Origin of the sequence: Luteibacter sp. 621 (assembly GCF_050435445.1) — a bacterium.
Lineage (GTDB): Bacteria > Pseudomonadota > Gammaproteobacteria > Xanthomonadales > Rhodanobacteraceae > Luteibacter.
Map to the genome: position 1 here is coordinate 36,154 of NZ_JBNDKI010000015.1, position 23,534 is coordinate 59,687.

The following is a 23,534-nucleotide window of genomic DNA, read 5'->3' on the forward strand; positions in this document are numbered from 1 at the left end:
ACGCCCCCAGCCCCATCCCCCTTATGATCCCCTCACACCAAGGGGAAGCCCCGCATGCCAGCAGTCCAGCGCGCCGTTTGGTTCATTGAAAGCCACTCATCCGAAGAGCTCTCTTTGGATGATGTCGCCGCCGCTGCGGATATCTCCCCGTTTCATCTGGCCCGCCTTTTTCGTGCTGCTACCGGTTGGTCGGTGGCCTGCTACATCCGCGTCCACCGCTTCAGCCAGGCGGCTGTCGAGCTTGCAGCCGGCACGCCGGACATCCTCCCGCTGGCTCTTGCTTCGGGCTACGGTTCGCATGAAGCGTTTACCCTTGCCTTCCGGGATGCCTTTGGCCTGGCGCCGGGGGAGGTGCGGAAGCGCGGCCATCGCGATGGTCTGGCGCTGCTTGCCCCTGTGCGCGTGATGGAGGAGCCGATATCTGTGTCCCGTCGAACGACGGAACCTACATGCTGAAGAAGCGTCTGGTCCTACACCCCAAAATTCTGTGACACTTGCTCGCATTTTCAGAATTTTCCCGTAGGCCGAAGCTTCCCAAGTCGATAGACTCGTCACTCAAGAGTGGCTGACCTGGCGAGGTTCCAAGGAAGCGAAGATGCGAAGCGGAAAATCGAAGATGGCCGTGATCCTTCTGGCGACCGCTTGGTCGTTGCCGCTTGCTATCCGAGCTCAGGAACTACCTGGCGAGCCAAGTGCATTGGACGACAGAAACGCGTTCCTGAAGATCCAGCCCTCCTACCAAAGATGCCTCGATGCGCCCGATTCGGGCATGCCAAGCATGATTCGGTGCAACCAAGCTGAGTATCGGTTTCAGGACAAGCGTCTGAACGACACGTACAGATTGCTCGCTGCCCGGCTCAACGCCACCGAGCGCAAAGAGCTCCAACGCGAAGAGCGCGCCTGGATAGCAATGAAGGAAAAGGATTGCGCGATCCCTGAGGAGGCCGGTCAGGGTGACCTCCTCGATGCCGTGACCTGTTCAGTGACATACACCGCGCGAAGAGCAATGCTGCTGGAACGCCGTTTGGGGAGGCAGCGGCAACAATAAGCAAGGAAAGGTATGACTGATAAGAAAGAATGGAAAGTTGGGCAGACATCGCTTCGGTTCGAAAGCGGCGGTGCTGGGCCGGGAACCGCGGCGTACGGAAGGTAGTGCAGAGGCCGCCTCATCGGCCCTGCTATGCTCCCAGCCGCAAGTAGGGGGCAGGGCACTTGGCGGCGGTCATGAGGAGCAGTACCAATGTTGCGCAAGGAATCATTCGCCGGCCGTCCGGTAAGAGCCTTTCAGGCCATTCTCCTGTTCCTGGCGCTGGCGGCGGGGTCATCCACCGCATTCGCTGCCTCATCGGCGAAGCCTTCCGATCCACTCGCCTGCGACGTTAGCCTCATCAGTACGGTGGCCGAGGCCTTGCACATCGACGAGCCGGACAGCGACCTCTCCGCCTGCCGTCGCGATCCGACCTCGCCCGATCAGTGGATCGTCGCGATGTTCGTTCCGGTATCGCCGGAAGCAGGTCACGACGATGAATCCCCCTATGACCTCAACCTCGTCATCTGGAACACCAAGACGGCCAAGCCGGTAGCGTCGTACAGGCAGCCCAGGGCGATTGAAGTGAATGCTCCGATCCGCGGTTCGGCGAGCATCGACACGGCCCGGTACAACCTTGCAGACGGTGTACGAGCGTTCGGGCTTCGCACCAACCAGTACACGTCATGTGGTGGGTGCACCTACAGCGAAACGAAGCTCGCGCTTTACGTACGTGACGGCAACACGTTGCGGCCGGTCCTCACCACCCAGGTCAGTCACACCGGCGATGGCTTCAAGAAGAACGCCTGCACGAATGCCCTACGCCTGGTGAAAACGGCCATCCAGCCGGCAGCCACCACGACGCACGGCTGGCATGACCTCACGCTTACCACCACAACGAGCTATGAGGATGACAGTGGGAACCCCTGCGATGCGCCAGCGACAGCCGTGGTGACCGTGCCGTACGACGGGAGGAGCTACGGCGAGTCGGTCAATACCGAGGCGTATAGGAACTGACATCATGTTGACCAACCGTGGCCTCATGGATATCAGTTGCAGGAAAAGACACCCATATGATCCTCGGACAATGAGAACCAGCCGCGCGTATCTAAGTCGCACCCTGCTTTTCGTCGCCTGCATGTTCTCGCTCCCCTCGATGGTTTCCGCTGCTTGCTACAGCGGTCATCCCAGCGCTGAGATGGAAAAGGGAACGGCAAAATATGTAGTGATCGCGAAAGTAAAAAAGAGCAGGATCGTTATGTCGAAAGAAGATCCGGGTTTCATAGACTCGACGATCTACGATGTTTCGGTCATCAAGTCATACAAGGGTAAGCCCGCAAAGACGCTTGCGATTACCTCAGTGAACACATCAACCAGGTTCCCCATGGATATAGGGGAAACCTACCTGTTGTTCGTCGAAAAGTACGATGGCGAGTATTACATCAACGCATGTGGCAAGTCAGGAACGACGGCTGAAACTGCAGATATCATTAAGGCTCTAGACCACTGAGGCTCACCGGATGAACCCGTCGCATAAGCGACTCGCCAGGCGTCTCGCGCCCTCGCTTCAGGCCCTCGGCCTCGCAGCCAGCCTCTGGCTTTCGGCACCACCCGCGGCATCCGCCACCGACACCCCCACCGTCGTCGACGACCCCGCCTACACCCATCCCCAGCAACTCGTAGAAGTCGCGCCAGGCCGCAGGCTGAATCTCTACTGCGTAGGCCACGGATCACCCACGGTGATCTTCGAAGCCGGCATGGGCGACGAGGCCGGTACCTGGGGCCTGGTACAGCCGGTGGTAGGCACCCATACGCGCGCATGTTCTTACGAGCGCGCCGGCCTCGGCTTCAGTGACGCAGCGGATCGCCCGGGCACCGCCGCCAACGCGGTGGATGACCTTCATCACTTACTGGCGGCCGCCGGTATCGCGCCGCCGTATGTCCTGGTCGGTCACTCCTATGGCGGTACGGTGTCGCGCCTCTACGCGAACCTCTATCCCAAGGAAGTCGCCGGCATGGTGCTGGTAGATACGCAGGTCGAAGACTGGCCGACCATCTTCTGGCAGATCGACCCCGACCAGACCGCATGGAAAGCCATGTGGGACGAACTCTATGCCCCCGACACCATTACGGCCGCCGGCCAGAAGTGCGTCGACGCCGCCAAGGCAAACGGCTTCGAGCCAGGAAGCGAGCTCTACGGCCAGTGCGTGCCCCAGCCGTTCCCCAAGTTCTCCCGGGCGCTCAACGACGCCTACGCGAAGGTGCACGTAACGGCAGCGTTCCAGGCCACCTCCCTTTCCGAGCAGGCACAAATGAGCGCCGCAAGCGCTGACGAACTTCGTGCCTCACGGCGCTGGTACGGCGACATGCCCTTAATCGTGCTTCATCCGGTACTGCCGAAGATCATGCCGAAGAACGTGCCGCCCGATGAAACGCAGGCTCATTGGGAAAGAGAGACCCATGCCCTCGAAGCCTTCAATGACCGACTGGCCGCGCTTTCGAAAAAGGGTGAGATCCGCACCGTAGAAGACACGATGCATTACATCCAGCTCCAGCAGCCTGAGGCGGTGATCAAGGCGGTGCTGGATGTGGTTCATCAGGTGAATGCGCCGGATCCGAAGGCTGTTGGCGCGGCGCCATAACACACAAGAGGAGACGCGCGGCTACCGGCCGCGCGCTCCGACGTTCAGTGCTGGCTCGTCACAACCGCAGTACGGTCGGTCATCCCCGCGATAGACGCGCGACCCACTGAAGGCGAAACGGCCTGAATCTGAAGCTTCTCTTTCAGCCCGTCACCCGCCGCATCCCATACGAAGTAGTACGTCTTGTCGGCTTCGAAGTCGCCCTCAAGGCCGAGTGGGGGCGACGCCATCATCATGGCGGGATACGAGACGTCCACGATGTGGTGGCCAGGTGCCACGTTCACATGCAGGTACGTGCCACGGCGGATATCGCCGACTTTCTTCCCGTCGATATCGACATTCTGCCACCAAGCCGCGCCGAACCCGTCCTTCTGGCGCTGGGCGACAACGACGGTTGCCATACCTGCCTTCTCGCTGCCCTCTCCGGCAACGGCATGGGCGTCGTACTTCACACTTTTGGTACATCCGCCAAGCAGCACGACGGCCGCGGCGATAAAGGCTACCCGCTTCATGAATCCCCCTGTAGAGCCCGCCGCCGTGGCGGGCGGCGCGAGAATACATGGGCTAGAAGAGGGTGTATGTAGGCGCCCGCCTACACAAAATCTGGCGAGGGATGGGGAACCCGCGCAGGCGCACCACCCGCCACAGCCTCCCAGCTCATCTGCGCCCTGGCCTCACCCAACTGCCGCGTCCCATGTGAGGTCATGGCCGCAATAGCCTCCAGCGCTAGCGACAACTGGCAGCAATTAACCTCATCCGCCTCATGGATCAGGTCGGCCAGCATGGCCGTCACGCCACGCGCATATTGAAGCCACAGCGTGGCGTCATTCAGAAGATCGTGAACACTCGGTACTTGTTCGTCAGAGGTCATGCGTTTCGCCTAATCATTGGTGCATCGCCCACGGTCTAACGTGGCACGACGAACATTCACTCGCCGCACCACGGACCATAGGTTCGCGGGTTCACCGGCCACCCGTGCCCGGGTGCCGGATGGCTTGGTTGACGAAGTGGATGCGGCAAGGGCCGGACGTGAGGCGCACCAGGCGTTCCGCCTGCCTCATTCGATCAAGAATTGCCTCAAAGCCCGGCCGCGCCGCGGTTCGTCAACCGTGCCTGCAGACTAGGCAGGCGGTCCGTGTACCGGCGAGGTGCCACCAAGGGGATTCGGCGGGCGAGCGTCTGCCGTATGATCAGGGGTAGCCATAATCAACTTCCGTATAGCTGGTTGTGGTTAGCGAGCCAGGTGGTGCTGTAACACCTCTGGCTCGCGACTCTCACCGCAAAGAGCGGTGGTCACCAGCGCTGGAACTTCGTGGGTACGCTGGTGACGAGAGAAAGCTAGCAGATCGGGCGTGTGTTGTGTCCACAACGTCAGCAGGGATCGCGATCATCGAGGATGTCGGTGGCGAATCGCGTTGATCTGCCTTCGCTATCTGTGCAACGCGTGCCGCGTTGCATTAGTTCGGCACATGGCGAAATAACTTAGTGACCTCAGATTGTCCTGACACCAAAAGGTCAGAGCAATGGATCGACGACCTTCAGATCGGGCCATTTCTCAGAATATTCCCGTTCCCGGCGGAAGCCGGCACACATAGACTTCGTCAAACCCCGGCACCATGTCTGCTACACGCGGCGTAGCGCGATCGAAGTTTGTGCCCGCGCCCGCAGAACGACGTTCAGGCTTCCGCTATCCTCCCGCCATTCCTCATAGGAGCTCGCAATGACAAGGATTTTCCAGGTGGTCGCTTTGGGCCTGCTCGTGTCCTCCGGCTTGGCTCTGGCCGCGCCTCCTGTCCGTCCTGCCCCAGACGCTCCCGCCGAGATCGCCTCTGCCGCGCCTGCTGGTTCGAGCCTGCTGGCCTATGAGAGCAGTGGCGCTCAGCCGGATGCGGATGCTGTTGCCGTGTTTGAAACGCCAGCTGACAAAGACGGTACCCAATACCGCACCCTGACCATCTTTCAACGCAAAGACGGCAAATTCGTTCCGATCCTATCCAGCGACAAGATCATCGGATGCTCAAGGTGCACCCAGTTTCATGACGATCCCTTTTGGCCCGACAACGTGAAGGTGACCCCGGCGCGTATCGAGATCAATCAGGGCGATGGGGGCGAGACATCAAGCGAAACGGGGATCCTGCTTATCCGTCGCAGCGGTGACTGGAAGGTTGCCCGAGCGGTCCGTTCATTTGTGGATGGTGGTCGGGGGCCTGCCAAGGCTTCGAACCTGCCACTCCCTGCCTCGGGTCTCGCGAAGGACTTTGATGCCAAGTGGAGCGTGCCCTTTTACCTGAACACACTCATGGTCAATAACAGGACCGGAGCATTCATGCTGACCCATCGCGGGACCTCCCCGGATCAGGTGTGGGAAACGCTCAAGGACGACTGCAACAAGCAAGATTGCACGATCCTGGTTCAGCAGCAGGATGGGTGCATATCGTTGGTGAAGGATGGAAAGGGTCGGTTCTTCGGTGCCGGTATACCCAATTCCCGGGATAAGAAGGCTGCGATAAGCAAGGCAACCGATGCGTGTACCGCAGCCGGCGGGCAGCAATGTGAGGCAATCCGGACGGATTGCACGCGAGGAATCTAACGACCGGAAGGTCATGTACAAGGAAGAAATATGGACGTTGTGTCTGACAAGAAGATCGCACGGGTGGTGGCGTCTCAAGGTAAGACTCGTGTTTACGAGATGGACGACGGTGCCTGGGTTACAGCAAAGGAAGGCACCGTATCCTGGCGAAACAACAACCCTGGGAACTTGAAGTTTGAGTTCGCGGGAAGCGCCGACCACACGGTAAAGAGTCGTCGCTCCCGGGAGGTTGCGCTGCACAGTGCGCAAACGCAGTACGACGGCGTTGTTGATCTTGACCAGTGGGGCAACGCTATTTTTGAATCGGCGGACGCAGGTCGCGAGGCGCAGAAGAAGCTGTTGCTGGACAAGCATGATCAACACACGGTTGAGCAGCTCGTAAGGGGCTATTCGGTTGCCGACTACAGCGGCGCCACGCACCATGATTCTCAGGTCAAGACCATCTATGCAACCGCCCTGGCCCAAGGTCACGATCTGCATGGAAAGACCGTTGGCAAAATGTCCGACGCCGAGCAGGACGCGCTGGCCGACGGCATCGCGCGGGCGGAATACTGGAAGGCGGGCACCGTAACTCAGACCGCCGCCCTGTCCGAAGATGAGCTAAGGGCAGTGCTCGCCGCCGAACCACAGCCGTCACAGCACCGCACAGCTCCGACCGTACACAAGCAAGGCGACCGTGGCGCTGATGTAGGCGCGCTCCAGTCAGACCTCGCCAACCTCGGCTACAAGGCAAACGACGGCACCGCTATCCACGCCGACCAGCACTTTGGCCCTCGCACCAAGGAAGCCCTCGAAGCCTTCCAGTCAAGCCACGGGCTCAAGGCCGATGGCGTTGCGGGCCCAGCCACGCTCGCGGCCATCGCGGAGGCCAAGGAGCGCGTAGCCGCCGTTCCCAGCCTCACCGATCCACGGCACCCGGCCAACGGCATTTACGAACAGGCCTTCCAATGCGTGGCGCGAATCGATGCCGAACAGGGGCGTAGCCCGGGCCCGCACACGCAGAACTTTGCAGGTGGTTTGACCGTAGCCGCCACGGCCGCGGGCTTCGATCGTGTCGACCACGTGGTGTTATCCGATGACGCAAGCCGCAGCTGGGCGGTACAGGGCGAACTCAACTCGCCCTTCAAGCAGTACACGGAAGTCAGCGTCATGAGTGCCATCCAGACTCCGCTGCAGCAAAGCAGCCAGGAAGCGGCCATCAACGTGCAGAACAACGCGCAGCAGCACGCCATGGCACAGCAGCAGACGCAGCAGCAGGTTCACGAGCCAAGCCTTCACGCTGGGCCCGTTATGAGCCGATAGCAAAACCCGTCGTCCCGTAACACGCCAGAGACAATGGCGCCGACGAGGTGTCAAGCAGGCTGACCCCGGCGGCGCCTTTCAGGCCGTTACCGATCAAGAAACTCAGCAGGCACCCAAAACCCCGCTTGCCCGTTCGCACCTGCCACCTTCGCGTTATTGGTCTTCTTGCTCACCTCGACCACCACGACGCTAGCCCCGGCCTTCAACGGCGAACACGCCTTCAACGCCTCATTCGCCGATGCAACGCCGGATGCCTCACGCAAACGCTTCGCCACATCGGCGCTATCGCCGGTGGCCTTGGCCTCGACGCTATTGGGATCGACGGATGCCTGCAGCGTGCTGGCCGCATCGGTAGCCACCAGATAAAGCATGAAGTTGCTATAGGCAGCCAGGGCATCGGTGGGGCAGGCGGCTACGGGTTCACCTGGGGCGCTATAGGTCCTGACCTGCTGGCCGACCTCGCAGGCATTTTCTGCGCAAGTTGTTGCGGCGGCGGAGGTGGCGAGGAGCGTGAGGGCAAGCGAAACAAGGATCGTGGGTAGGCGCTGCATGCAGGAAACTCTGTGGGATCGTGGTCGTCCGGGTCGGCAAAGACTATAGCCGGTCAGGCGTCCTTCCAGCCGCGCCCCTCGCATGGCTCATGCAAATCCCGGCGATTTCCGGCAAGCCCACGAGGTGCCCGCAGGTAATGGTCCGCAAGGTCACCCCTCCAGGAGTATTTGCCCGTGAACAACACGATCACCATCAAGACCAGCGCCAGCGACTTTGCCGCCTACGTGGCCTACCCGGACGCAGACAAGGGCCCCGCCGTGGTCGTCCTGCACGAAGTCTTCGGGGTCAACGAGGACATCCGCCTCACCTGCCAGGCCCTGGCCGCGCAGGGCTTCATCGCCATCGCCCCGGATCTGTTCTGGCGGCAGGAGCCAGGGGTCGACCTGAGCGTCACCTCCGAAGCCGACTGGAAGAAGGGCCTGTCGCTCTATATGGCCTACGACCGCGACGCCGGCGTCTCTGATATCGAGGCCACCATTGCCGCGGCGCGGGAGCTGCCCCGATCCACCGGCAAGGTCGCCGTGATGGGCTACTGCCTCGGCGGCCTCATGACCTTCCTCACCGCGGCACGCAGCAAGGTCGATGCGGCCGTGGCCTTCCATGGGGGCGATACCGAGAAGTACCTGGGTGAAGCCGCTTCGGTCAGTGCGCCCTTCCTTATGCACCTCGCCGGGGCCGACGAGTTCATCACCCCGGAAGCGCAGGCGCAGATCAAGGAGGCGTTCGCGGGCAAACCGAACGTCACCATCTATACCTATGAGGGCTGCCATCACGCCTTCTCCCGGCATGGCGGTGCGCATTACGATGCGGCGGCGGCCAAATCGGCCAATGACCGGACCTGGGCGTTCCTGAAGGAAAACCTCGGGTAAGAACGCCATTCGCCTGAGCCAATCGCTCATTCGGCGGACGGGGACCTATGTCGATGACCTCCCCACGTCACGCCTTCGCCAACGGCTCGTAGGCCTCCTCAGGAATCTCAGCGAGACGTGACGGATGTACCTGTGCGCTCAGGCCATAGAACTTCTGGAAGTTCATGATCAACGGCGACCACTTGTCCGGATCGATGCGGTTGGCGTGACCCGCCATCAACAGATCCGGATGAACATGCACGCGCTGGACTCGCACTTCAAACAACTTGATGAAGCCGCGCAGATCATCGCTGTCCTCGCCAATGCCATGGACAGCGGCGACGACGGCTTCGAGCTGGATGGGGCATTCAAGCGCGCGTGAGGCCGAGACCGTGTCTGCCGCAACCCTAGTCATACCCGCACGACCGAACTTATCGGGCTCGTAGACATAGCCAAGCGCTTGCCTGAACTCCGACACGGGGTTTCTGCCCGTCGTTCGTGCGATGCGATCCACCGCGGATACCTCATTCGCCGACGGAAGGTTCAACACGCACTCACCGGTACGCATCAGGTTGCGTGTTGTTTGCGAATCCGCCGCAAGTCCAAGCACCCCTCGCCAGCCGAGCCAGAACGCCGAGGACATTGGGGCGAGGTTGTGCGTGCCGTCTTCGTTGACGGTGCTGATCAGGACGACTGGGGTGCCCAGATAGAGGATGTGGGGTTCAGAGACGACGTGGGGGCTCAGCATGACCGTGGTGTTCCGCGATAGGGTGAGCTCATGCTGCGGACCGCGGGCGGCAGATGCCATCCGGATCTTGCCGCGATTTTTCAGAATAATCGCGTAGTTTTGTGATGGTGTTCGAGGCTAGACTCGCGCCGCAACTTAGAATTGATATCTACGGAATGTTGATCTGGAGGATCACGCATGCGATCGGAAGAAGTGGCGCGAGAGCTGGCCGGGCCGCTCTACGGGAAGGAGTCGTGGCCTATTCGTTTCTACACACACGCGTTTTCGGCCGCGTGCTTCAACACGCTCGCGTGTAGCTTTCTGTACAACAACTACCAGTTTGGTACGGAGAAGATGGACTGGACTGGCCGCGTGGTTGATCGGCCATCCGGTCCGCAGCCGGGCGATCACAGCGTTCTGTGGAACGCTGTGCACGCTATTGTTCCTAAGAATGGGGAAACGTTTCCAGGACCGGTCGATCTGAGGTGGACGTCTCTCGATGGCACGGACCTACAGGCCTTCGTCGATCTGGATGAATTGTTCAGAGAAAGGCTGGTCCTTCACAATGTCACGCGAGAGCACATTCCACGGACCTGGCTCAAGCATCTTTCAACCGATCCGGTGAGTCCAACGATCCTCGTTGAATTGGACGACCGCACCATCAGCGTTTACATGAAGGCGATGATCGTGGCCGAGGGAGTGGACGCAATGGGAAATTCGGATCGCCGTCTGCGAAGCGACCCGATTTTGGCGTGGACGCACACTTACTGATCGCGGAGCGCTCACGATGGATGAGAAGGAGCTGGCCGCCGATGGTGGCGCAGTTGATGCAGGTTGTCACAACTATGCACAGTCAGATGATTCCAGACGATTCGCGGAGGCGAGCGACGAACTTTCGAAGCTCAATGTGCCGAAGTTCCTCCGTGCTGGCAGTCCCTTGGATCGCCTCATTTTCGTCGCGTTTGACGGGATTGTAGACGGCAAGCATATCGATATCGAACACGCGACCAACGTAGCGAAGATCAGCGACGAGATGATTGCCCTGTCTCGCCGTGACAGCCGCATCTTTGTTGTATACGTCGAAGGTCTAAGCGTCACGGAAGACCAGATACAGCGAGGATTAGACAGTGCTGCAGAGATGTCTTTCTTATGCCATATCGAGCGTGTGTACAAGGCGCTAATCGAGAAGGCGAACGCGTGGAGTGCTGAGCAGCCTGGAGCCAAGATCAGCGTTCAAACAATCGGTTTCCGTCTGGGTGCTAACCAGGCGGCGGCCTTCGCTAACATCTTTCACGACCGTGGAATTCCTGACATTCTCAGCTTCGTCTAGCGATGTGTGGGTGGGTGCCTGAGACCGGACGTGGTGATATCTTGCTCCGCATCGACCATGTACTTGCGATTACGGTCACTTACTGACAGGGAGTCTGGCGTTAGAGTTATCAGGCTTGCAGTTTCCTGTGAAAAAACGCCCCAAGGGAGCAAACATGCAGATCACGAAGTCGTCGATAGCAGCGATGTATCTCACGGTGGCTTTGTCGCTATCGACAGGTCTTCTAGCTCAAGATCTACCTGACGATCCCGGTGAACTCGAAGATCATTCTTCCTTCTTGAAGCTGCGACCTGGATACCAGGATTGCCTCGACAAGGCAGCTGGCGTGGTGCCCGCCATGATCAGATGCAATGACGCCGAATACTCCTACCAGGACAAGCGGTTGAACGCGGCATACAAGAAGCTGGTCAAAAAAGCAGGTGCAGACGCTCGGAAAGCGCTTGTCGATGAGGAGCGCGGGTGGATTGCCTCTAAGGAGAGGGACTGCGCGATTCCAAGCGGGGCTGGGCAGGGCGATATTTTGGACGCTACTGGATGCTCGGTCACGTACACCGCCCGCAGGGCAACAGTGCTGGAGCGGCGCTTCGGAGATTAGTGGTTTAGTAACAAGGAAAGGCTAGCTCAGGCCATCCCGACGACGTGTAAATGCGCCGTTCAAGGATGTCACCCTGGGTAAGGACGGGTTATCTCGCAGTTTTGTCGCGTTAAGCGGCGCCAAAGGCCCTACCTTGCCTGCTTTGCCGCAATGTCCAACGCCATGTCGATCGCATCGATAACGATCTCCGGCCGGTCGTGATTGATCGCATGGGTGCTACGCGGAACGATCCAGTTGACCCCGTGCGTCGACATGGCGGCGACCTCGTTGTGTAGCTGCTCCCAATCCACGGTGCGCCTGTCCTGGATGGCCTGGGGCGTGTCCTTGGGGGCGGGGTTAGGCGAGTGGGTGAGCATGATGATGGGCATGTCGCCGAAGTCATGACGGGTAGCACGGGCTTCGTCCGCGCTAACGGTGTCGAAGTTAGCCATCTCCGACGCGTAGGCCGTTTGCCACGTGAGGGTCGCCGTTCGGGCAAGGGTGGCATTCGTGATGGCCTCGCTCACGCCTTCGTACATCTCGCCCACGCAAGGCTTGTAAGCGGGTGAGTCCTTGGGAATCGCGCCGCCCTTCGCTGCGCCGAGGCAATCGGGTTCTGGCCCGGCATCATGGTGCGCTAGCGCCGGCACCTCGCTCGCTTCGAGTGCCGCCCGCTCTTTTGCTTTGCGCGTCTGATCCTCATGCGATCCATCCACGATGACCATCCCGACCACGTCGTTTCGGTAACGATCCGCGAACACGCGCACGGCCAGGCCTGCTGCGGAGTGCCCGACGAGCAGATAAGGCGGCTTGATGTGGGCGACCTGAAGTGCCTTGCGGATGTCGTCCACGTCGGCTGACGCCGTGGACGGCCGGTTCGACGCATCGCTGAAGCCGATCCCCGCGCGATCGTACGAGCAGGTCATGTGCGTCTTGCTGATTTCCGGTTGCACCCACGCCCAGGCAATGGTCGAGTCATTCATGCCGGCATCGAAGATGACAACCGGTGAGCCCGACCCGCGGCAATAGAGATTCAAACGCCGACCGCCGATATCGACGAGGCGGGCGGGACCGAGGTAAACCGGATCGGTGACGAGGGGGCGAGGTGGGTCCGCTGCGAATGCCGCCGTCGCCATGGCAAGCCAGCCTGTCACCGCAAGGGCGGCGAATCGTCCTGCGTTCATCCGTTTACCCCTGTATCCCGTCGCTGGGCCGGCGCCGAGCATGCCATCAACGGGTGGGCGTAGCTAGCGACGTTGTGTTGACTCGCCTCTGCCGACTCGTAACGTGGTCTGTCTAAGACATTTACAAGATCGTTTGAGTATCGCCGCGAGGCTGAAGTTCAGAAAAAAAGGCGGGCCTGACATGGCGCCAATCGTTATCGGAGCGGTCGCGGGCAACAGGCATTCGAGCCCGCTTCCGACGATTACTTGAAGGCATTCCAGAGAAAGTCGGACGATCTCTAAGGTTGGGCCGATCAGGGCGCGCACTCACCCGTGCGCGCCTCTGTGGCGCTTTCCTTCTGAGTTCCCTCATCGGATTCCTTCAGTTGATCGAGCGCGGCCTGCAAATACATGTCCATGCATTCCAGCCGTGAATTCAGCGCGGTCAGAGACCAAGTCAGTAGATACAGGCCGCCAATAAGGACGAGGAAGAGCGAATCGACCCATGTGAGCGTGCGCCCCGCAGCGAACTCGCGTGCCTGCAGATAGAGGGCAGCAATGACCGGAATGAATCCGAGCTTAGGAATGCTTCCCGCAAACAGAGGAAGCTTGAGCTTAAGCCGCTCTCTGCGAAACGAGCACATCGCTGCGATCTGCGCCAGTTCGCTCCTTGGGTGGCTCAGAAGCCAATTGATGATGTCGAAGTGAGCTCGCTTATCTGCATCAAGTTGCTCCGCGAATGCGGCGTAGGGACGGATAACGTCCTGGTACGATGATCTCGATAGCCAAAAGACGATACAGGCGCCAGCGAGTTGAACAGCTAACAGGATTTTCTGCAGACGCAGGACATATATGGGGTCCAGCCACATGGGCGCCGTTATCAAAAGCACGCCAGCGGTGAGGGTGACTGCGGCGCCGACTTGAACCGACCGTGACTTTGAAATGACCGACGTGTCGTCCGGCCTGCTTGCGCCTATCCGTCGGTTGAGCTCGCTGAACGTAAGTTTCGACGACTGATCATCGGCGATTACGTGGTTCGCCCTGTCGATGTTGACTATTTCACTCACTTATCCGGGTCCCTGTCATCGAAACGGTCCTACTTCGAGTTCTCACCGGCGGGAAGTCTATCCGGAACGCGGGTGACCACGGCCCCCTGAATCTGGGGATCGACACAAGGACGCGCATGTTCGAGGCTTCGTTTGATTGTGCGTTGCCTGGTGCCCGCATGGGCAGCGCAGGCGGCTCAATGCTCGCATGCGATAGGGGGAGGGGGTGTCCACCGCCAAAACCTTAACGCGTTTTCGGCAGCGGGCCGGTTCCAGCCTCATATCTGCGACCTGGAGCAGGATTTAGCCGCCCAAATCTGCCACCCTTCGGAACTTCTCGACGTACGCTAAAGGAAATGGCGTGACCAAAAGCACGAAGCACTGGTTGGTTTGGGGACAGTACCTTGCCGTCGCGGCCGCATACGCCGCCTTTTACAGAGTGGCTTTCCAGCTGAGCGTCTCCCATTGGGAGCTCACGGTCGGCTTTCGCCTGTGCTGCCTGTTGCTGGTGCCCTTGCGGCTCTGGCCAGCGCTGGCCCTGGGTGAGTTCCTCCCGGTGATGGAAAATGCGCTGACCCGCATCGACGTGTTTGGGTCGGCATGGGCCCTGGCCGTGTGCGTGCCCCAGATCGTCGTGTGCATGGCCGGTATGAAGCCGCTGCGTCGGTGGGGAAGCCTACGCATGCCCGATGGCACGATCCGCATGGGTTACGTGATCGTCGCCACTTTATGCTGCGCTCTCCTCAGCACGCTGCGCGATACGGCAGCCCTATGGGCGGCGTTGTCGTCCTCCTCGACGGAAACGGCACCGTGGAGCACGCTCTCCATCGGATTCAGTTCGTATCTTCTGGGTGGCTACCTCGGCGGGCTCACCGTTGCCCCCGCCATCCTGGCCATCCAGGACCGCATGCAGGTTGAAGTATCCCTGCGCGCGCTCTGGCATAGCCCGCTCTTCCGCGACGTGTGCGTCTGGCTGCTGCCCGTGCTCACGGTGCTCACCCTGCAGGCCAATGCCGCTACGGCACTTGGCGAGCAGCAGCTGCTGCGCCTGGCGATGATCCTGCCCATGGTGAGCATGTCCTGGCGTTATGGCTGGCACGGTGCCGCCGTGGCGGGATCCGCGGCCAGCCTTGCGATGGCCCTGACCAGCGACAGCATGCGCGATCCGGCGGTCATCTACTGCCAGGCAGCGCTTGCGCTGTCTTTCTCGGCATCGCTGCTGTTGGGCGGCAGGCCGCAACCGGCCGCCCAACCACTCCTGCAAGAGGGGTAAGCCGGGCGGCTTATCCCTTGCTGCACTCGATCGGGTCGTTCTTGCAGTCACCCTCGACGAGCATCAGGCGGGCGGTGCCGTCCGCCTGCGGTGCCACATAGGCCTTCACGCCGTACCCGCTGTACACCTCGATGGTCGAGGTGCTGGCCGGTGCCGGCAACGGCTCGTCCGGCGTAGCGAGGTTTCCCGCGTCCGAGCCGATCGGCAGGCCCATCAGGCTGTAAGGCGTCCGGGCGAATGCACCCCGAACCACACCCTGCGCATCGTTGATCTGGATATACCGGGTATTCCCCCGAACAAACACGTACACGTGCCAGTTCGGGCTACTGCTGACATCGGTGGTGTTAGGCCAGGATTGACCAAGCCCGGTAACAGCCGGCGAAGCGGCAAGGGCGGGACCTGCAACAAACCCGGTGATCAGGGCAGCTAACGGCAAGGTACGACGGACGAACGTACGCATGTGACCTCCATGGTCGGAATGGTCCGCCTAGCGTAGCGTGCGACAGCGCTGTCTTTCCTTTCAAACGCAGTGCAATGCGACGCTTTGCACACGTTGATGCTACGCGTATTCGGCACGCAACCATGTACCACGTGATAAATGTTGTGCCACGATCGGGGGAGGGGAGGCGCATGGCTTTCGACATGAAGGTCGCAGGCAGCGCTCCGTATCCAGGAATCGAACCATGACCTTTCGTGACATGACGTTGCGTACCTTGTGCTTCGGCATCGCCTTGCTGACCACGCCTGTCGTCGCTCAGGCGCAGACGGCATCGTTCGCCGTTCAAGCCGACCAGATAGTCAACCGATTCACCACGCCCACCGGCCCCAGCGCCTCGGTGGCCGTATACCGCGATGGCAAGCTGATCTACCAAGGCGCACGCGGCGAAGCGAGCATCGAACTGCACGTACCCGCGAAGGCCGAATCCATCTACCGGATCGGCTCTATTACAAAGACTGTGACAGCTGCGACGGTGCTCACCCTGGTCCACGACGGCAAGCTGGCCCTCACCGATCCCCTGTCGAAGTTCCTGCCCGACTACCCCGGTGCCTCGGGCATCACCATCGCCCAGCTGCTAAGCCACACCGCAGGCGTAAGCGACGAATGGAACGCTGATCCGGCCCAGCCCCTCGATACCAAGACCCTCGTCAGCCTGATCGCCAAACAGCCCCTCGACTTCAAACCCGGCAGCGAGTGGCGCTACAGCAACTCCGGCTACATGCTGCTCGGTGCCGTGATCGAGAAGGTCACCGGCAAGCCGTGGTTCGAGGCAGAGCATGACCTGGTTCTTGCACCGTTCGGCATGACGCACACGGCCTACTACGCCGACGACGCCGTCGTGGAGGGGTCCGTGCGCGGTTACAGCGCCGACGCGTCGGGCAAGGTCACCCAGCCGGCCTTCGTCTCGATCAGCGGCCCGATGGCTGCCGGCGCGCTGGCCTCGACGGCCGACGATATCGCCAAACTGGCCGAAGGCCTCGGCAACGGCAGGGTCTTTCCGGTCGACCTTCTCAAGGCCATGACGACGCCGGCCACGCTCACCGACGGCAGCACGGCGCCTTACGGATACGGCCTCATGCTTTCCACCGTGCGTGGCGAGCCGGCGTACGGCCACAACGGCGGCATCGAAGGGTTCTCATCGCAGTTCTTCGTGATTCCTAAGGCACACGTCGCCGTCGCCGTCCTGGTGAATTCGGACGCGGGCACGCCAAGCGCCCGCGCCATCGCACTGCAGCTGGCCGCGTCGGCGATCGGTAAGCCCTATAGAACCTTCGTCGATGAAAAGCTGAGCGACACGGCCATGCGGACGCTGGTGGGCACGTACCGGATCCAGGGCGACTCGGTGCATACGATCACGCTCGACGGCGGCCAGCTCTATATCCAGCGAGCCCCCGGTCCAAAGCGCCGGCTGGCCACGGCGAAAGGCGATGTTCTTTACTACGCGGGCGAAGCGACCGACTACATCCATGTCGGGAAGGACAAAGCCGGCAAGGTATCGGCGTTGGAGTTCTATAGCGACGGAATGGCGCCGGCACGCGTGGAACCTCGTTGCTGCGAGGATAAGGCCACGCAGCATCGGTGAACCCGCGGGAATCCGAAGCGCAAAATCTTGCCATTGACCCTTTCCCTCGGTCCAGTGAACACTCCGCCGCGCGCAGCCGCCTGGGCTGTGCGTTCCCCGAATATCAAAGGACGATATGAAAAACATGACCATGGCAGCCATGTTCCGCGCATGGGCTGTGACGATCCTCGCCTCAGGTGCCGCGATGGCTCACGGCCACGAGGCGTTGACTGTAACCAGTGACAGCCAGGCCATCCTCGTGACCGAAGGGCAGCCGTCGCCATGGCTGCGCGCGGCGGTGCGGCAGGGCCATGCAAGCCATGTCGGGGAGCAAGGCGTGACCACTTACACGTACTTGCATCTGCTGCCGCCCGTGAATTTCGCCGCGAGCAGCGCGAAAGACCATTTCTCAACAAATGCCTATCATGTGTACGACCTGTCCTTCTCATCGAACGACAGCGCGATAGCGTCGAAGATTGAATCCATGGTTGGCGGGTCGGTTACGGTCAAGGGTTTCATCACCGAATCGCCGACGGGAACAAGCCCGGTGCAGCTGCATATGGTAGTGACGGATATCGAGGCATCTCCCTGACGGAGATCGCGCTCGCCGGAAGCATTGGGGTAATGGACTATGAACGAAGATAAGGCGTCACTCGGAAAATCGATCCTTACCGTGGCGGGTGCGATCCTGCCAAAGGGCATCGGAAGCCTCGGCCTGCTGGCGAAAGGTGCGGATGCGTTGGCGGATGCGCTGAAGTCGCGCGAACAGCGCTACTACGAGGACTTTTGCAAGCAGGCCTACGAAGGCATGGTCCTCGTCGAAAACGGTGAAGACCTCACAGAGGACGAATTCCTCGAGATGCTCAAACTCTGCCTGGCGGATATCGAGGCGGAGAAGGCAGGGCTGTATGGACGGCTGGCCAGCGCCATCGCCACGCAGCGCGTTCATAAGGAACTGCGCTTTGCGTTGATGAGCTCGTTGTCAGGACTGACCTACGCTCAGGTCCAAAAGATGCGGAGGGTCTACATTGCCCGCGTACACGAACTGATTGATCCCGACGGTATGGCCTTTCGCCGTGATCCGTCTAGCTTCCTGCTTAGTCAAACGCCCGGTGACCGCTGGGATATCGAACGGATGACGAGCCTGCTGGTCTTGAAGGGGAACAGCCTGACCGAACTCGGGAATGCGTTGATCGTCGCCTGCTTCAAAGACGACGAGCAGCTGCCTGGGTCGATCGGTGAGCGCACGTGGAAGGGGCCCGACGCGCTTGATCTGCTCGGCTTTCATAAGGCGCGCTGGAGAAAGGAGGAGCTCCCGGATGGCCCCGATCCTCTCGTGGCCCTGGCGCGTGATCACGGGCGACGCGTTCGTCACATTGACCTGTCTTCGCCGCGGGAAGACGACACCCCGAACCCCCTTGGCATCCCATGCTTCGTCCTGATGGTCGATGCCAGCACGAAGGACATCATGAAACGGCGTGACGTCATCCAGGCCTGGGTCGATGCGCGGAAGACCCCCGTCATAGCGTCGAGTGAGCCGATTGACGCCGTGCTCCGCGACGCCTTCCCCACTGCGCGTATCATCGAAGAGGCATTGCCTACAGCGCTCGCGGAACGAACCCTTGGCGTCGTCCGCAACATTGTCGGTGCGACCGGAACAGAGTTCTAGACGCAAGCCTGTGGTCGTCACGAGTGCGCCGATGACTCATTTGCGATCGCGCGATGTTTATGGCGCGCGAGAGCTCGGCGCGGTCATGGCATCGCGGCGACGATCGCTGGCACTTGAGACGGCTGGTGTACCCTCCTCGCCTGACCCACCACGCCCGGGGAGCACGATCCATGAAGATCACCCAAGTGCTGAGCATGGCGATCTGCCTCATCGCATTCCTCGTGCTGCCCATCCTTGCCCATGCCATGCAACCCGCGCTGGTCACCGTGCACATCCGGGTCAAGCAACCTGAGACCGGCGCCTCTCTGCCGGGTTCGAGGGTCAGAGTCGTCTACTGGCACTGCATCCTCTTCGCGTGCGCGATCAAGCCGCTGGGGGAAGGTACGACCGGGCCAACTGGCGAGGCCACGCTGGTTGTGGAGAAGCGAAAATCGATGATGGTCCAGGATCTCGCGTGCCCTGGTGAGAACACCATGATGGGGGTACGCATTCCGCGTGATGATCTGAAGAACAGCGAGGTCACGGTGGATATCACGGCCACACAGTCCGTCTGCCGGGCGCCCCGCACCTCGCACGCCCCCTGAGCAAGAACCATCAAACTGCCCCACCCTGTGCCCCGTATCATCCACGGACATTGAAGGGGAGGGCACCCATGCCGGCAGTCCAGCGCGCAGTCTGGTACATCGAAAGTCACTCCAGCGAAGAACTCTCGCTGGGTGAGGTCGCCGATGCCGCTGGCGTATCGGCCTTCCACCTGGCCCGCCTGTTTCGCGCCGCTACCGGATGGTCGGTGGCTCGCTATATCCGCGTACGCCGGCTTAGCCAGGCTGCCGCGGAACTCGCTGCTGGCGCCCCGGAAATCCTTCCCATCGCCTTGTCCTCGGGCTACGGCTCGCATGAGGCCTTCACCCGCGCCTTCCGCGATACGTTCGGCTTGCCGCCGGAAGATGTGCGTAAGCGTGGCCACCTGGATGGGCTGGCGCTACTCGCTCCCGTGCGCGTCATGGAAGAGCCGGTAGGCCCAGCGCCCGTGCTGCGCACGGAAGAGATCGGCCCGCTGCTCCTGACCGGCATCGAGGCCTCCTATCTGTCCAGCGATACCGCAGGTATCCCCTCGCAATGGCAGCGCCTGCACGCCGAGCAAGCGCTGGGTAAATGCCGCTACACCTACGGCGTATGCAGCGCGACGGATGGGGAAGGGCGCCTGGATTACCTCGCCGGCTACGAGGTGGACCACTTCGGCCAGGCACCGACGGGCTACCGGCGGTTGCGCCTGCCTCGCCAGCGTTACCTCGTGGCCCGCCACGAAGGCCACATCGGCTCCATCCCGCGCACCTGGCATGCGCTGCTGAGCGACTGGCTGCCCGCCGCCGGCTACACCCCGGTCGATGCCCCCGACTTCGAACGCTACGACGCCGCCTTCGATCCCACGACGGGCTATGGCGGCGTCGATATCTGTGTCCCCGTGGAATGATGGATATGACCATGCTTACAACACGCCTGATCCGCAGCGCCGTCGCACTTGTCGCCCTTGCCGTGGCAGGGCAGGCGGTGGCCGCCGTCGGTGAAACCCACCGGTCTACGACCACACCGACTGCCGCACTGCGTAACGCCGACCAATCGCCGGCCGTCGCGATCACCGTGTGGTACCTGGCCAGGGACGGTGCGCAGGAAACCCCGCTGGTGATCGGCCCGGACAATACGCCGCTGTTCACCACCGGGAGCGCCGCCGCGGATGCACCACCAGCGCAGGGTCGCTATCCCGTGGTACTGCTTTCCCACGGCTTCGGCGGCACCGCACGCATGATGGCGTGGTTCGGTACCGCACTCGCCCGCGCCGGCTTCGTCGTTATCGCCGTGGACCACCCGGGAAGCAACGGCCGTGGCCCGATCACCGGCAACGGCGCCGCATGGTGGTGGGAACGCGCCGAGGACCTCAAGGCCGCCTGGAACACCATCAAGGCCGATACGGCACTCGCACCGCACATCGATCCGCAACGACTCGGCGTGGCAGGCTTCTCAGCCGGTGGTTTCGCCGCCCTGGTCGCGGGCGGCGCACGCGTGGATGTCCAGCACTTCGCCGATTTCTGCCAAAAACACCCGAACGATGGCGTGTGTGCCCCGCAGCTCGAAGCCCCCGACCTGACCGCGCGCGACATTGGCGCATGGCTGAAGGATCCCGCCATGCAGACGCGCTTCAAGGAAGCCGCAGCTGATCACGCCGTGCCAGGCGTGCGTGCTGTCTTCGTGATGGCGCCCGCCATCGTGCAGGCCTTGGCCACGGACTCGCTTCGCCGCATGCAGGTACCGGTATCGATCGTCGTAGGCACCGCCGACACGGTCGCACCCCCGGCCACCAATGCCGATGTGGTGGCGCTGTTCATTCCGGGAGCGAAGGAGCAGCGCCTCGAAGGTGTTACCCACTACGACTTCCTGGGCGAATGCCAGCCCGCGGCGAAGAAGGTGGTACCGCAATGCGCCCAGGCGACCCATCAGGCCCAGGCACATGCCGCTGCCCTGAAGGAAGCGATCACGCTGTTCCAGTCCAAGCTATCGAAGCCGTAGGGCGGTGGCCCGGGCGGGGCGGCCGCGCGCATGCGACGACCTCAAGTGCGTGACGCTACCCAGCACGATGACGCCGCGCCGCGCGCTCGGCCTAGTTACCGGATGGGGCGGTAAGCGCGGCCGCCACCGCCTTGAACAGAAACCGTGACGTCGCGCGAATCTTCACCGGTTCCAGCCCCTGCAGAAACAGCGCCTGCATACCCGAAGCAGCCGCCCACACGGCCTGCACGGCAACGCTGAGTTCCACGCTCAGTCCGTTAGCCGCTTCCAGCCGCACGACCGTCTCCTTCATGTGCTCGAAGGATTCCTGCGCGAGGGTAGGGTCGCTGCGTGCTGCCTCGATCATCAGCCGGAACAAGGTAGGCCGTTCCAGGCCGAAGCCGATCCACGCATCCCAGCCACGGCGCAGGTCGGCCAGCGGATCGTTCGTGACCCGCTGCGCCCGCTTCATCGCCATGAACGCGGTGACGCCCTCGCCGACGACGGCGCGGACCAGGCCGTTCTTGTCGCCGAAGTGGTGATACAGGGTAGGGGCCGTGACGCCAGCCGCATCGCAGACCGCGCGGGTGGTCAGGCCATCGACGCCCTGCTGCTCAAGCAGGCCGATGGCGGCGGAAAGGATTTTTTCTTTGGCGGACATCCGGAACCCTCTTGCGTTGCCGGAGTATAGCAGTGCTATAGTCAGGTCCTCACTATAGCGGCGCTATACCATGAAGCATGCATTTATCACCGGTGGTTCGGGGTTTCTGGGCGGTGCGTTGATCAAGCGGCTGCGGGCCGATGGCGTGGCCGTCACGGCACTGGCACGCAGCAAGCGCTCGGCCGATGCCGTGGCCAGGTTGGGCGCCACGCCTTGCTTGGGCGGCCTGGCGGACCAAACGGCCATCGAGGCCGGCATGAAGGACTGCGACACGGTGTTCCACGCTGCGGCCCACTTCACCGAATGGGATGCCTACGAGACGTTCCACGAAGCGAACGTCGTGGGCACGGCCACGCTCCTGCGGGCAGCCGTTGCGGCGCACGTGGCAACATTCGTGGCGGCCGGTGCCTCCGGCTCGGTCATGGGCAAGCCCGAGCCGCTGTCCCACATCAACGAGACCGTCCCACTGCAGGAGCCTCGCTGGGCACCCTACACCGCCACCAAGGCCCAAGCCGAACGCCTGGTGTTGCAAGCCAATGCGCCACAGCTGCGTACGGTAGTGATCAACCCACCCATGATCTGGGGCCCGGGCATGCCCATGCTCGATGAGATGTTGCCGCTGGTTGAATCCGGCCAGTTCGCGCTACCCGATGGCGGCAAGCACCGGGTCTCCACGAGCTATGTCGACAACGTCGTCGAAGGCATGCTGCTCGCGGCTGAAAAAGGACGCGGCGGCCAGTCGTACTTCATCACCGACGGCGACGATATTCCGTTCGCGCAGGTGGTAAACGACCTGCTTGCCACGCGCGGCATGCCACCGATTACCAAGTCGGCACCATTTCCGGTCGCATGGTTCGCCGCCACCGTGCTCGAAACCCTCTGGCGCACTTTCCGGCTGAAAGGCAAACCGCCCGTGACACGGCAGATGCTGCGGATGATCGGGAAGGAGTTCACGCTGGATATCGCGAAAGCACGTAACGAGCTGGGATACGTGCCGGTCGTAAGCAGGGCTGATGGCCTGCAGCGTATGACGGCTACTCGCTAAGACGAGGCCATGGGCGTGCGGATGAGATCGGCGCGGATCAACCGCGCACCACCGCCACATCAATCAACCAGATCACCCCAAACCGATCCTGCAACTTGCCGTACTGCGGCGACCACGGTGCCGGTGCCATCGGTTCCAGTACGGTGCCACCGGCGCCAAGCGCCTCCCAAAGCGCGAACGCTTCGGCCTCGCTATCGCAACGCAGTGACACGAAGAACGCGTTCTCGCCCGGGTTCCAGGGCAGGGCGGCTTGCACGTCGTACGCCATGACACGGAAGCCGGATTCTGTGATGACCTGGCCCCACATCACATGCGACGGATCGGCCGCCTTGTCACCCTGGCCCGCCTGGGCGTAGGTCACCGCGGTGAGCTGCCCATCCAGTACCTGCTGGTAGAAGGCGAGGGCGTCGCGGGCCTGGCCGCGGAAGTTGAGGTGGGTGACGGTCTGGAGGGACATCGGTAGGGCCTCTTGGGCGATCAG

Annotated in this window: 28 protein-coding genes; 19 read left to right on the forward strand and 9 right to left on the reverse strand. The window is 61.7% G+C overall.

Features of this window, described 5'->3' with window-relative positions:
• The first annotated feature begins 54 nt into the window (after window positions 1–54).
• The 5 genes from ABIE56_RS15660 (at window position 55) to ABIE56_RS15680 (ending at window position 3,669) form a co-directional block, all read left to right on the forward strand.
• Window positions 55–456, forward strand: coding sequence for a helix-turn-helix transcriptional regulator (locus tag ABIE56_RS15660; protein ID WP_429244718.1), 402 nt, complete (start codon window positions 55–57; stop codon window positions 454–456).
• A gap of 160 nt (window positions 457–616) precedes the next feature.
• On the forward strand, window positions 617–1,048 hold the full coding sequence (locus tag ABIE56_RS15665; RefSeq protein ID WP_429244719.1) for a lysozyme inhibitor LprI family protein: 432 nt from the start codon (window positions 617–619) through the stop codon (window positions 1,046–1,048).
• Window positions 1,049–1,240: 192 nt separating this feature from the next.
• The gene (locus tag ABIE56_RS15670; RefSeq protein WP_429244720.1) at window positions 1,241–2,044 is read left to right on the forward strand and encodes a hypothetical protein; all 804 of its coding nucleotides are present in this window, start codon (window positions 1,241–1,243) and stop codon (window positions 2,042–2,044) included.
• 4 nt (window positions 2,045–2,048) lie between these two features.
• Window positions 2,049–2,537, forward strand: coding sequence for a hypothetical protein (locus ABIE56_RS15675; RefSeq protein WP_429244721.1), 489 nt, complete (start codon window positions 2,049–2,051; stop codon window positions 2,535–2,537).
• 10 nt (window positions 2,538–2,547) lie between these two features.
• Complete coding sequence (locus ABIE56_RS15680; RefSeq protein ID WP_429244722.1) at window positions 2,548–3,669, forward strand: alpha/beta fold hydrolase; 1,122 nt, start codon at window positions 2,548–2,550, stop codon at window positions 3,667–3,669.
• Between the two features lie 44 nt (window positions 3,670–3,713).
• Here the strand turns inward: ABIE56_RS15680 and ABIE56_RS15685 are convergent, their stop codons facing one another.
• Together ABIE56_RS15685 and ABIE56_RS15690 are read right to left on the reverse strand one after the other, a co-directional pair.
• Window positions 3,714–4,181 carry a hypothetical protein gene (locus ABIE56_RS15685; protein WP_429244723.1) on the reverse strand — a complete coding sequence of 156 codons (468 nt, stop codon included), beginning with the start codon at window positions 4,179–4,181 and terminating at the stop codon, window positions 3,714–3,716.
• A gap of 80 nt (window positions 4,182–4,261) precedes the next feature.
• Window positions 4,262–4,540 (reverse strand): hypothetical protein, encoded by a 279-nt coding sequence (locus ABIE56_RS15690; RefSeq protein ID WP_429244724.1) that lies wholly within the window; start codon window positions 4,538–4,540, stop codon window positions 4,262–4,264.
• Between the two features lie 849 nt (window positions 4,541–5,389).
• Here ABIE56_RS15690 and ABIE56_RS15695 point away from each other — a divergent pair.
• Both ABIE56_RS15695 and ABIE56_RS15700 read left to right on the forward strand, forming a co-directional pair.
• Entirely contained in the window at window positions 5,390–6,259 is an 870-nt protein-coding gene (locus ABIE56_RS15695; RefSeq protein WP_429244725.1) for a DUF4189 domain-containing protein, read from the forward strand.
• Between the two features lie 30 nt (window positions 6,260–6,289).
• Window positions 6,290–7,561 (forward strand): XVIPCD domain-containing protein, encoded by a 1,272-nt coding sequence (locus ABIE56_RS15700; protein WP_429244726.1) that lies wholly within the window; start codon window positions 6,290–6,292, stop codon window positions 7,559–7,561.
• An 86-nt stretch (window positions 7,562–7,647) separates the two neighbouring features.
• Here ABIE56_RS15700 and ABIE56_RS15705 read toward each other — a convergent pair whose 3' ends face one another.
• Window positions 7,648–8,112 carry a hypothetical protein gene (locus ABIE56_RS15705; RefSeq protein WP_429244727.1) on the reverse strand — a complete coding sequence of 155 codons (465 nt, stop codon included), beginning with the start codon at window positions 8,110–8,112 and terminating at the stop codon, window positions 7,648–7,650.
• 174 nt (window positions 8,113–8,286) lie between these two features.
• On the opposite strand from ABIE56_RS15705, the gene ABIE56_RS15710 reads away from it, so the two are divergent.
• Window positions 8,287–8,982, forward strand: coding sequence for a dienelactone hydrolase family protein (locus ABIE56_RS15710; RefSeq protein WP_429244728.1), 696 nt, complete (start codon window positions 8,287–8,289; stop codon window positions 8,980–8,982).
• A gap of 67 nt (window positions 8,983–9,049) precedes the next feature.
• Here the strand turns inward: ABIE56_RS15710 and ABIE56_RS15715 are convergent, their stop codons facing one another.
• Window positions 9,050–9,709, reverse strand: coding sequence for a flavin reductase family protein (locus ABIE56_RS15715; RefSeq protein ID WP_429244729.1), 660 nt, complete (start codon window positions 9,707–9,709; stop codon window positions 9,050–9,052).
• A gap of 177 nt (window positions 9,710–9,886) precedes the next feature.
• Between ABIE56_RS15715 and ABIE56_RS15720 the strand changes: the two genes are divergently transcribed.
• The 3 genes from ABIE56_RS15720 to ABIE56_RS15730 all read left to right on the forward strand — a co-directional run bounded on the left by ABIE56_RS15720 (window position 9,887) and on the right by ABIE56_RS15730 (window position 11,613).
• Window positions 9,887–10,459, forward strand: coding sequence for a hypothetical protein (locus ABIE56_RS15720; RefSeq protein WP_429244730.1), 573 nt, complete (start codon window positions 9,887–9,889; stop codon window positions 10,457–10,459).
• 16 nt (window positions 10,460–10,475) lie between these two features.
• Complete coding sequence (locus tag ABIE56_RS15725; protein ID WP_429244731.1) at window positions 10,476–11,018, forward strand: hypothetical protein; 543 nt, start codon at window positions 10,476–10,478, stop codon at window positions 11,016–11,018.
• A gap of 154 nt (window positions 11,019–11,172) precedes the next feature.
• Window positions 11,173–11,613: a lysozyme inhibitor LprI family protein gene (locus tag ABIE56_RS15730; protein WP_429244732.1), complete on the forward strand. Its 441-nt coding sequence runs from the start codon at window positions 11,173–11,175 to the stop codon at window positions 11,611–11,613.
• Between the two features lie 128 nt (window positions 11,614–11,741).
• Here ABIE56_RS15730 and ABIE56_RS15735 read toward each other — a convergent pair whose 3' ends face one another.
• Window positions 11,742–12,776: an alpha/beta fold hydrolase gene (locus ABIE56_RS15735; protein WP_429244733.1), complete on the reverse strand. Its 1,035-nt coding sequence runs from the start codon at window positions 12,774–12,776 to the stop codon at window positions 11,742–11,744.
• A gap of 293 nt (window positions 12,777–13,069) precedes the next feature.
• Entirely contained in the window at window positions 13,070–13,822 is a 753-nt protein-coding gene (locus tag ABIE56_RS15740) for a hypothetical protein (protein ID WP_429244734.1), read from the reverse strand.
• A gap of 340 nt (window positions 13,823–14,162) precedes the next feature.
• Between ABIE56_RS15740 and ABIE56_RS15745 the strand changes: the two genes are divergently transcribed.
• Entirely contained in the window at window positions 14,163–15,074 is a 912-nt protein-coding gene (locus ABIE56_RS15745; RefSeq protein ID WP_429244735.1) for an MASE1 domain-containing protein, read from the forward strand.
• A 10-nt stretch (window positions 15,075–15,084) separates the two neighbouring features.
• On the opposite strand, the gene ABIE56_RS15750 is transcribed toward ABIE56_RS15745, so the two are convergent.
• Window positions 15,085–15,534, reverse strand: a complete 450-nt coding sequence (locus ABIE56_RS15750; protein ID WP_429244736.1) for a hypothetical protein — start codon at window positions 15,532–15,534, stop codon at window positions 15,085–15,087.
• Window positions 15,535–15,757: 223 nt separating this feature from the next.
• On the opposite strand from ABIE56_RS15750, the gene ABIE56_RS15755 reads away from it, so the two are divergent.
• The 6 genes from ABIE56_RS15755 (at window position 15,758) to ABIE56_RS15780 (ending at window position 21,368) form a co-directional block, all read left to right on the forward strand.
• A complete protein-coding gene (locus ABIE56_RS15755; RefSeq protein ID WP_429244737.1) occupies window positions 15,758–17,155 on the forward strand; it encodes a serine hydrolase domain-containing protein in 1,398 nt (465 codons plus the stop codon).
• A 115-nt stretch (window positions 17,156–17,270) separates the two neighbouring features.
• The gene (locus ABIE56_RS15760; protein WP_429244738.1) at window positions 17,271–17,726 is read left to right on the forward strand and encodes a hypothetical protein; all 456 of its coding nucleotides are present in this window, start codon (window positions 17,271–17,273) and stop codon (window positions 17,724–17,726) included.
• A 39-nt stretch (window positions 17,727–17,765) separates the two neighbouring features.
• Complete coding sequence (locus ABIE56_RS15765; protein WP_429244739.1) at window positions 17,766–18,803, forward strand: hypothetical protein; 1,038 nt, start codon at window positions 17,766–17,768, stop codon at window positions 18,801–18,803.
• Window positions 18,804–18,973: 170 nt separating this feature from the next.
• Complete coding sequence (locus tag ABIE56_RS15770; RefSeq protein WP_429244740.1) at window positions 18,974–19,387, forward strand: hypothetical protein; 414 nt, start codon at window positions 18,974–18,976, stop codon at window positions 19,385–19,387.
• Window positions 19,388–19,455: 68 nt separating this feature from the next.
• On the forward strand, window positions 19,456–20,277 hold the full coding sequence (locus ABIE56_RS15775; RefSeq protein ID WP_429244741.1) for an AraC family transcriptional regulator: 822 nt from the start codon (window positions 19,456–19,458) through the stop codon (window positions 20,275–20,277).
• Window positions 20,278–20,288: 11 nt separating this feature from the next.
• On the forward strand, window positions 20,289–21,368 hold the full coding sequence (locus tag ABIE56_RS15780) for an alpha/beta hydrolase family protein (protein WP_429244742.1): 1,080 nt from the start codon (window positions 20,289–20,291) through the stop codon (window positions 21,366–21,368).
• A gap of 91 nt (window positions 21,369–21,459) precedes the next feature.
• Here ABIE56_RS15780 and ABIE56_RS15785 read toward each other — a convergent pair whose 3' ends face one another.
• Complete coding sequence (locus tag ABIE56_RS15785; RefSeq protein WP_429244743.1) at window positions 21,460–22,008, reverse strand: TetR/AcrR family transcriptional regulator; 549 nt, start codon at window positions 22,006–22,008, stop codon at window positions 21,460–21,462.
• A 70-nt stretch (window positions 22,009–22,078) separates the two neighbouring features.
• Between ABIE56_RS15785 and ABIE56_RS15790 the strand changes: the two genes are divergently transcribed.
• Window positions 22,079–23,053 carry an NAD-dependent epimerase/dehydratase family protein gene (locus ABIE56_RS15790; RefSeq protein ID WP_429244744.1) on the forward strand — a complete coding sequence of 325 codons (975 nt, stop codon included), beginning with the start codon at window positions 22,079–22,081 and terminating at the stop codon, window positions 23,051–23,053.
• A 37-nt stretch (window positions 23,054–23,090) separates the two neighbouring features.
• Here the strand turns inward: ABIE56_RS15790 and ABIE56_RS15795 are convergent, their stop codons facing one another.
• Entirely contained in the window at window positions 23,091–23,510 is a 420-nt protein-coding gene (locus ABIE56_RS15795; protein WP_429244745.1) for a VOC family protein, read from the reverse strand.
• Between the last annotated feature and the right edge of the window lie 24 nt (window positions 23,511–23,534).